This is a genomic window from Spirosoma oryzae (assembly GCF_003002825.1).
Lineage (GTDB): Bacteria > Bacteroidota > Bacteroidia > Cytophagales > Spirosomataceae > Spirosoma > Spirosoma oryzae.
In genome coordinates this window covers 53641-62596 of record NZ_PVTE01000031.1, presented here as the reverse complement: position 1 = coordinate 62596, position 8956 = coordinate 53641, and the positions used below count along the sequence as shown (strand labels likewise).

The following is an 8956-nucleotide window of genomic DNA, read 5'->3' as shown; positions in this document are numbered from 1 at the left end:
GCAGCCAATATTGTAATTTATGAAAATTGATACATGTATCATTTATTAAACGGTTGATAATATCGCATAGTACATAGTGGGATTGCTTCAAAAGCGTATGCTACTGATTGAGTTAGACACTTATTAAAATCAGCGAAAGACAGCCGAGCCACGGTGGCTTCGTATTGGACGTTTCCAAACCGTACTTTCTTGTAAGGATACCAGCGTAGCCGAGGCTTACGCTTACGTTGATGCATCTGATGGGGAGTCAAATAATTCAAGGATGCATGAGGGCGAACTGTGTTATAAGCATTGATCGCTCGGGCTACGGCTTCCTCGGCTGATGAAAAAGAAGGGAACCCACGAGCTAATTTGCAGTCATCCGCCCCGGCGGCCCGGTTTCAATGAACGAAGAACTCGCTCAGCCATCGCATTCTCATTGGGATCTCCTGACTCGGTCATGCTGATTATGGCATTGGCCTGCCGAAGGCGTTGCACATAAGCCCACGAACAGTACTGCCCACCTCGGTCGGAATGGTGAGTGAGGGGTTGGCTGATGTCCTTACGAGCGGATAAGGCCATCTTTAATGCGTTGAGTGCCCCTTTGGCATGCATAGTTTTCTGCAATGACCAACCGCCCCGGCGGCCCGGCAACGATCTTACGCGAAAAGGCATCCATAATCACGTACAGATAAGCATAATTAGCGCCTACTGGAATGTAGGTCAAGTCGCTTACCGCACAGGCGGCCCTGCCACAGTTCATTGATGCGAGTTGGTTTTAAGTTCTTAACCTTGTTCGGATACTTATAGTGTGGATGATTGGACTCGGTCGTAGCCACCTTGCTAGCCTTCTTTTTAGCCAACATACCATGTTCCTTTAGGAGCATATGTAGCCGATCCCGACCGAACTTTATTTGATGTCGAGTCAGAAATGTTCTCAGCTCATTATGCAGTTTGTGCGTTCCCATACCAGGAACTTCACGTCGTATCCGTCTGACCTCCTGCAAAATAGCATCAGTCTGAAAGATAGTTTTCTCTTGCCGCCGGGTAGCCGCATACCAGGCTTGACGCACTCGGCCCGCGCGGCGTCCGCAAACAGTCGACAAATCAACTCCATACCCACCAGAGGGTAGCGACGAGTCAATTTTTCGGCCGCTTGGCGCCAGGCTTTTTTATGATCGGAATGTTAAACCGCACGGGCGGCCCCGTTCATCCTGCGCTATCTGCAAAGCCAGCCACTACGCCGACGCATCAATGCCCAACTTAACAAGGGGGGAGGAACTGCACGCGCTACGGTCGTGGCTTTGGTTCGGCAGTGACGGGCTGATCCGGCGTAAACAGGAAGAAGACCAAAGTGAGTCGGCGCGTTGTCTGACGCTGTTGACCAGCGCGGTACTACTCTGAAACACAATATATATGCAGGAGGTGCTGCGCCAGCTACACGCTGAAGGCTATGCAGTCGATGAAGCTCACTTCGACTCCCTGTCCCCCTGTCGGTATGAGCATATCAATCGGCTGAGTAAATATACGTTTACCAACTCAGGCGACCTTGACTCCACCCACCGTCGGCCGCTTCGAGATACGGGTAATAACTAAGTTTTTAGTTTGGTGGCGAGTAAATCCGCACGTTTGGAAGAAGAACCCCAATACCAGTGTGATCGGAGCTTTCACCTCCGTTATTAATCCGTGAGTAAGTCTGTAAAGTTTATAATTGTTCAATGTATGTTCTGAGAAACTAGGGCCATTACTACGAGTTAGCGGCTCCACGAACTAATGCATGAATCAATAATGCGTCTGGTGGGTAGTACACCGTCTATAATTGTGTGCTGGGAATAGTCAACGATTCTGCAACTCACCAGCGAATAATCAACCCGCCAACCCGCATGTGTCAGCTAGCGGGCTACCGGAGAGAAAGCCCTGAGCATCGCCGGTTTGCCTTCGCGAAGAGTCCACTGCCTGCCCATACTCGGCGTGGTGGTCCCTGCCATAGGGTTGGCGATCCTGCTAGACCCGGTGTCATACTTTCGTGAACTATGTTTTGACTGGTTTACTTCAGACGAAATTAAGCAAGGTTCGCGTCCGAGTTTTTTTAGACCATGTCGCCTGACCCCTTGGCTTCTACTGAATAAGTAACACTACCCTTAGTTTGCAATCCCGAGTGAGTTGCTACCGGGTACCCTGGCCCTCGTAGCTTTTACAGTTACTTTCCCGGCTTAACGAATAATGTTTTAGCGCCAAAATCGACTACCGCCCCGTTAGTTATTAAGAAATCAGCAGCTAGCATACCTGCCGTTTGATCGGCCTGCTTTTTTTCTCGTTTCATAGCCGAGTAAGCGTAAATGTCCTCGACGATTGCTTGCTTTATCAGAAGCGAAGCGGCCCCTACCTGTAATCTTACCGGCTGATTAACTTCGTATACCTGCCCCGTCGTCCCGGTGGGACCTCCGTACGTTTCTCCCGTCGCTATCGATTTGATCTTAGCCCGTTTGGCGAACTCGGTATCTAGTGTGTTGCTCGCTACGGTGCTAACGACCATTGGCTGAGTAACGCCATTGAGCGTGACTAGGATGTAATAACGGTCATCTTTGGCGGATCGTTGCATTGGTATGGCAACGTAGCCCGACGCTAATAATGCTTCCCGACGGGCTTGCGATGACGATTTCGTTGGGTTGATAATGACATTGTTTTTTGCAAAATCGACCACGGCGTGGTTCCCGGTCAACCAGCGTAAGCCCAGCATGCCATGGTTGTAGTCAGATGGCGTTTCGAATACAGAAGCAGGCGCTCTGACAAACGTAGCCTTTCCCACAGTGAGCGTATTGACGAAAGCACTGTCGCGCCCTAGTGAACTGACTTGTCCCGGCGAGGAGATGCCGAAAGAATCGATATGAATTCGATCCTCAATTCTAGCTGAATCGGCAGCTTTGTGCGAGATCTGCATGTAGAAGTCTGCATTTGAATGCACATCAAACACGACCGGAAATTCGTTGAGCGTGCCGTTGACCATTGGTCGGTTTCCTGAATTAACAACCATCTGGAAGGGAGTCGACTGCTCGACAGGCGAACTAGATTGTGCAATAGCCGAACAGGATAGTGTCGTGGCAACAATGAAGCCTAGGTATTTTATCATTTGTTTGTTGATCTTAGCGTAAAAATACCCAATTACCTTCAATGGGTTTTGTACCTCAGGGTGGCGTTAATCTGTTTCTAATACTCTGCCAAAACTGTTATTCAGCCGGATAGAAAGTACCGATTTCTTATCTCACGGAGGATCATTTTTAAGAGACAATTAGGTTTGAGTAAGTATAGGAGCCAGTTAGCAGTATATAAACCAAGCCCGGAAAAACGTACTTGGCGATTGTATCGTCAGATGGGCATAAGTTTGCCGTGACGCGAACGCCAACCAGTTCAGCTACTTATAGAACCGAAGGCTGCAAACATATAGTCGCTGGACTTTACGTGGTCGCCGGGTGAAGCGGCGCTATGCGTTATGGCCGACGATTCTGATTTCTTAACGTGTTGGATGATTATAATGGCACCGGCCACCCGGCGGCAGGCTCCGGAGAAAGAAGCAGACTACCCGTTAGCCACCGGGTAAGTAATTCGGCTTTTACAACGACTAGTTGACGCATACCGCCCCCCAATCAAACTATGTTGTAACCGCTGAAAAGCGAAGCGTAACGAGCCAGATTCATTGGTACTCAGTTAAGCGAAAGGTACGAACGGCAGGGAATCGGGTTACATCGGATTTAACCGGGTAACCGGCTCAGCACGCCCACGTTGAACGTTTCACCAGGAAGTACTGAACGTCTACTCATTGGCGGACTTAGTCTGAGTGCGGACATATAGTTGATCAATGGCTAGACACTTATACCAGTAAATGGCCGCACCGGGTATTCGGCTTTTTGACCGCCCGGCGGCCCAGAACAATTGAATTTAAAGAAGCGGCTTAAGGTTTAACCGTAATCGGTATGCCGAACGGGGACTAACACAGACTGCAGGCCAGTACATCACCGCCGGCACGCGCATACCGCCTTCGAAGGTCGTCTGTTTGCCTTCTCGCAGGGGCCCGGCCGACCCGCCGTCCACATCGTAAGCCAGCCAGGGGCCATTGTCGCTGGTAAAGATGACCAGCGTATTCTCGACCAGGCCGTTTTTCTTCAGCGCCTTGACGACCTCGTCCACGCTCCAGTCGATTTCTTCAATCACGTCGCTATACAAACCCCGTTTTGACTTGCCTTCAAATGCCGCCGACGCGTAGAGTGGGACGTGGGGCATGTTGTGGGCGAGGTACAGAAAAAACGGGCCGCGTTTGTGCTGATCGATAAAGCGGATCGCTTCCTCGGTGTAGGTTCTGGTAATCATGTGCTGATCAACGGTATAGTCGACCACGTCGTTGTTGCGGAAATACACAACCCCCGCCATATCGTTGCTGTAAGGAATGCCGAAATAGCTGTCGAAGCCGTGCTGTACGGGCAGAAATTGCCGGTGATGGCCCAGATGCCACTTGCCGATGGCACCCGTCGCGTAGCCACGCTGCTTTAACGCTTCAGCAACTGTTACTTCCGATGCGGGCAGACCCGTATAGCTTTCCGGGAAGAAAACCCCGTTGATGCCCAGTCGGCGCGGATACCGCCCGGTGAGCAGACCTGCCCGCGAGGGGCTACAAACGGGATTGCCCGAATAAAACGACGTGAATGGTAATCCTTTCTGCGCCAGCCCATCAATATTCGGAGTGCGAATATCTGTAGCGCCGTAGGTACCAATATCGCCATAGCCCAGATCATCGGTGAAGATGAGTAAAATAGTAGGTTTTAACGGGGCTTTTTTAACAGCCGTATTTTTGGGTGGTGTGGCCCCCAGCAGTAAGTAACCGCTTAAAAGGATGCCAGGAACCAACAGGTTTTTTATAAATAGGCTGGAAGTGGGCTGGTGGTGTTGAAGCAGAATCGCTAACGGCCCTCGGCACCGAAGGGAAACAAGGGGGATGGCTGGTGTGCCTGATTCATCAGCTGACCAAGTTGCCTGGTCCGCTCTGGGTATTGACTGGCCAGGTTACGTTTTTCGGCCCGGTCGGTTGCCAGATTGTAGAGTTCGGGGGGGGCATCGGGTTGGGTGACCGCATGCAGGCGAACGGCTTTCCAGTTGCCCTGCCGAATAGCCTGTTTGCCACCCTGCTCGTGAAATTCCCAGTATAGGTAGTCGTGTTGTCGCTGCGTGCCGTTGCCGGTCAGGGCCGGAACGAACGAAAGCCCATCCGTCGGCGGCAGGTTGTTGACGCCGGCCAGTTCGGCAAACGTTGGCAACAAATCCCAGAAAGCGCCGATATACTCGCTGCGGGTTCCGGGGTTGATCGTGCCCGGCCAGCGTGCGATGAACGGTTCGCGGATGCCGCCTTCGTAGAGGTCACGCTTGACACCACGGAAACCGCCACCGCTGTTGAAAAAAACCGGATCGGCACCCCCTTCGATATGGGGTCCGTTGTCGCTCGAGAAAATGACCAGCGTGTTCTGGTCCAGCCCCTGTTCTTTCAGTTTCGCCAGCACCTGCCCCACGTACAGGTCGAGCCGGGTAACCATAGCGGCAAATGTTGCGCGCGGGTACGGTTGTGAGGTGTACCCACCAGTCGTTGCGTCAGGACCGTAATCCGCGCCTTTGTAGGGTTTCTCCGCAAACCGGCCTTTGTAAGCCCGGAAAATGCTGTCGTCCGGTACTAGTAGCTCCGCATGGGGCAGTATGTAGGGTAGGAACAGGAAAAAAGGCTGTTGGCTGGATTGGGCTCCAATGAATGTCAGGGCCTGTTGCTGGATCAGATCCGGTGCATACTGCCGGGGTGTACGCAGGTGCTGGTTGCCGGGCAGCACAACTTGCTGCGCGTTGTTCCAGAGGTGATTCGGGTAGTAACGGTGCGCCAGACTCTGGCAGTTGTAGCCATAGAACTGGTCGAAGCCTTGTTTGAGCGGATCGCCGGCGGAGCCGACCGGGCCGAGGCCCCACTTGCCGAAAGCCGCCGTTGTGTACCCTGCTTTATGCAGCAGTTCGGCGATGGTGACGACCGAGTCGGCGATGGGTTGCTGCCCTTCAGGGTCGACGCCTTTGTTACCCCGGATGTACGTATGCCCCGTATGCTGTCCGGTCAAAAGCGCAGACCGCGAGGGGGCGCAGACCGACGTGCCGGCATAGAACTGCGTGAAGCGCATCCCCTCGGCCGCCAGCCGGTCGATGTTGGGTGTTTGGATTAGCTTCTGCCCGTTGACACCAATGTCGCCGTAACCCAGATCGTCGGCCAGGATGAAGACGATGTTGGGCCGGCCTGATAGAGGCAGAGTACCCGGCCGGGTCGGACCGTCGTCGACTGGATGAACCAACCTGATAACTAGTACAGGGCTGATTGTAAGGAGTACTAGCACGAAGAGAGAATCCGGTAGGCGTTTCATGGCTGGTTGCTCAAGATGGGTTACGAATAATCCTCCTCATAAATGACGTATTGGCAAAAGAATGCTCGTACGCCGCGCCTACCGGTAAAATGTAGCGCGGTTATCTAAAAGGTGGTTACAGCGATTCGACAATCGTTGCCTGGATTTCTGATTTGGGCGTAACGCCCGCTTTTTTCCATACTTCCCGGTCGCTTTTGTACAGCACCAGCGTTGGCAGCGACGTAATGCCCAGTTCTTTCAGTAGCGCCTTGTTGTCGTAAGCCTCGATCCGGATGACCTTCAGCCCGGCGGCATGCTCTTTCTCCAGCGCATCGACGGTCGGGGCCAGTTTTTTGCAGGAACCGCAGTACCGCGAGCCGAAATCGACCAGCACCAACTTGTTCGACTGTAGCTGCGACCGGAACTCGGTCAACGACAGCCCCGGCCCAACGGTCGATTCGACGGGGCGACCCAAACCGATCCAGTTGCTGAGGCCACCGGGCAATTCGGTTACGTCGGTAAAACCGGCCTCCCGCAGTTGGCTGGCCAATTGACCGCTCCGGCCGTTGCCGATGGAGTAGATGAAGACGGGTGCCTGTTTGTCCAGCTTCTGACTCTTTCTGGCGAAGTCGGCCTGATCGGCCACGCTGAAGCTGACCGCCCCTTTCAGGTGGTTCTGCGTGTACTCTTCTTCCGATCGGGCATCCAAAATCTGAGCCCGGGGTCCGGCCTGCACCAGTTTGAATTCGAAGGCGTCGAACGGCAGCGTAGCGGTTTGGGCGTTCAGCCTTAGTGACGTAAGAAACAGCAGACTGGTGACTAGCAAGGAGTTGATGGTCATAGTTGTAGAGAATTTAGTTTTTGGTTTGTGCTGACGTCTGACCGGGAAGGATGTCGTTTTGTGGTTTGATCCTGTCGTAGTCGACTACGCCGTTTTTCTCCGCCCATCGGACGTAATCAGCGGCTAATTCATTGACCAGATCGGTCCGGGCGTCGGCCAGGTTTTTGGTTTCGCCCCGGTCGCTGGTGAGGTCGAAGAGTTCCCATTTGTAGCTGGGGTAGGTCGATACGAGTTTCCAGTTGCCTTTACGCACCGCCCGGTTGCCGGCCCGCTCCCAGAAAATGGGTTCGCCCCGGTTGACTTCGTTAGCCTGTCCGAAGAGAACGGGCAACAGGCTTTTGCCCGTCAGCGGATTGGCTTTGGTGCCCTTGTAGGTGCTGGGATAGGTGATACCGGCCAGCTCGTAGAAGGTCGGTGCCAGGTCGATGATGTGGCCGGTACCTTTGGCCAGCCGGCCCGCTTTGATCTGTTTTGGATACCAGGCAATGAACGATGTTCCGAAGCCACCCTCGTGAAAATTATTTTTGTAGTGCCGCAGGGGCGTATTCGACAGGTACGCCCAGTTTTGCTCCTGGTAGTCGAACGAACCCGCCGTACCGACCGGGCCGGTGTTGCGCACCAGTCCGCGCCGAAGCTGGCTGTAGCTGTTGAAGCCGCCCTGCGCCCCGTTGTCCGACAGAAAAACGATCATCGTATTGTCATCTTTTTTGAGCTCTTTCAACTTGGTCAGAATCCGCCCTACGTTCTGATCCATCCGGTCGACCATCGCGGCATACACTTCCATTTTGGCCTTCCAGAACTGCTTTTCATCGTAGGTAAGTTTGTCCCAGTAAGGCACTTCGGGGTCGTGCTGGGCGATGCTCTGATTATCGGTCAGGATACCCAGTTCGTTCTGGCGTTTCAGGCGCTGCACCCGTAGTGAATCCCAGCCCAGGTCGTATTTACCCCGGTATTTGGCGATGTCTTCGGGCAGGGCCTGCAGGGGCCAGTGCGGAGCCGTAAACGCCACGTACAGAAAAAACGGTTTGTTTTCCTGCCGTTGCTCGTCCAGAAACCGAATCGCGTTGGTGCCGACTTCGTCGGTGAAATAATAGGAGTTGTCTTTCGGGTACTGGCGGACGTTGTTTTTGATGAGCGCGACCGGATACGGGTTCGTGCCAAACGGCAGGGGCTTGACATCGAAGTAATCTGACGCACCACCCAGAATCCCGTAAAACTTGTCGAATCCCCGCTGATTGGGCCAGGAGAGGCTGTCTTTGCCCACGTGCCATTTGCCCGACAGCAGTGTGCTGTAACCGCCCGACCGGAACACTTCGCCCAGCGTGAGCGACTCCCGGTTCAGGTAGCCCTGGTAGGGTGGAATGCCCAGGTTTACGTCGAAATAACCAATGCCCGCTTTGTGCGGGTACTGCCCCGTCAGGAGCGACGCCCGCGTGGGTGCACAGATGGAGTTGTTGTAAAATTCGCGCAGGCGAATCCCTTCGTTCGCCAGTCGGTCGAGGTTGGGTGTGCTGATCTCGGAGCCGTAGCAGCCTAAATCCGAGTAGCCCATGTCGTCGACCATGATGAGGATAACGTTTGGGCGGTTCGTGCCGGCTTTGGCTGCGGACCGGGGCTTTTGCTGCGCCAGCGACGGGCTAAGTATGAGAGTAGACCAAAGAAGGCTGAAGAAAATTCGTAGCATTAGTCGTAGTGGGTAAGTGTATCGTTCAATAGGTTG

At 53.6% G+C, this 8956-nt stretch carries 6 protein-coding genes and 2 pseudogenes; 1 reads left to right on the top strand and 7 read right to left on the bottom strand.

What is annotated here, in order from left to right:
* Window positions 1-38: 38 nt before the first annotated feature.
* Window positions 39-305: pseudogene (locus CLV58_RS29285) on the bottom strand (hypothetical protein); the annotation flags it as partial.
* A gap of 52 nt (window positions 306-357) precedes the next feature.
* Entirely contained in the window at window positions 358-561 is a 204-nt protein-coding gene (locus CLV58_RS24380; protein ID WP_245882450.1) for a hypothetical protein, read from the bottom strand.
* A gap of 672 nt (window positions 562-1233) precedes the next feature.
* Here CLV58_RS24380 and CLV58_RS28855 point away from each other — a divergent pair.
* Window positions 1234-1575, top strand: a pseudogene (locus CLV58_RS28855) (Tn3 family transposase).
* Between the two features lie 604 nt (window positions 1576-2179).
* Here CLV58_RS28855 and CLV58_RS24370 read toward each other — a convergent pair.
* The 5 genes from CLV58_RS24370 to CLV58_RS24350 form a co-directional block, all read right to left on the bottom strand.
* On the bottom strand, window positions 2180-3013 hold the full coding sequence (locus CLV58_RS24370) for a hypothetical protein (protein WP_146141531.1): 834 nt from the start codon (window positions 3011-3013) through the stop codon (window positions 2180-2182).
* A gap of 902 nt (window positions 3014-3915) precedes the next feature.
* Window positions 3916-4878 carry a sulfatase-like hydrolase/transferase gene (locus tag CLV58_RS24365; protein ID WP_245882449.1) on the bottom strand — a complete coding sequence of 321 codons (963 nt, stop codon included), beginning with the start codon at window positions 4876-4878 and terminating at the stop codon, window positions 3916-3918.
* A gap of 53 nt (window positions 4879-4931) precedes the next feature.
* On the bottom strand, window positions 4932-6416 hold the full coding sequence (locus CLV58_RS24360; RefSeq protein ID WP_106140448.1) for an arylsulfatase: 1485 nt from the start codon (window positions 6414-6416) through the stop codon (window positions 4932-4934).
* 115 nt (window positions 6417-6531) lie between these two features.
* Window positions 6532-7236 (bottom strand): thioredoxin domain-containing protein, encoded by a 705-nt coding sequence (locus CLV58_RS24355; protein WP_106140447.1) that lies wholly within the window; start codon window positions 7234-7236, stop codon window positions 6532-6534.
* A gap of 13 nt (window positions 7237-7249) precedes the next feature.
* The gene (locus CLV58_RS24350) at window positions 7250-8920 is read right to left on the bottom strand and encodes an arylsulfatase (RefSeq protein WP_106140446.1); all 1671 of its coding nucleotides are present in this window, start codon (window positions 8918-8920) and stop codon (window positions 7250-7252) included.
* Between the last annotated feature and the right edge of the window lie 36 nt (window positions 8921-8956).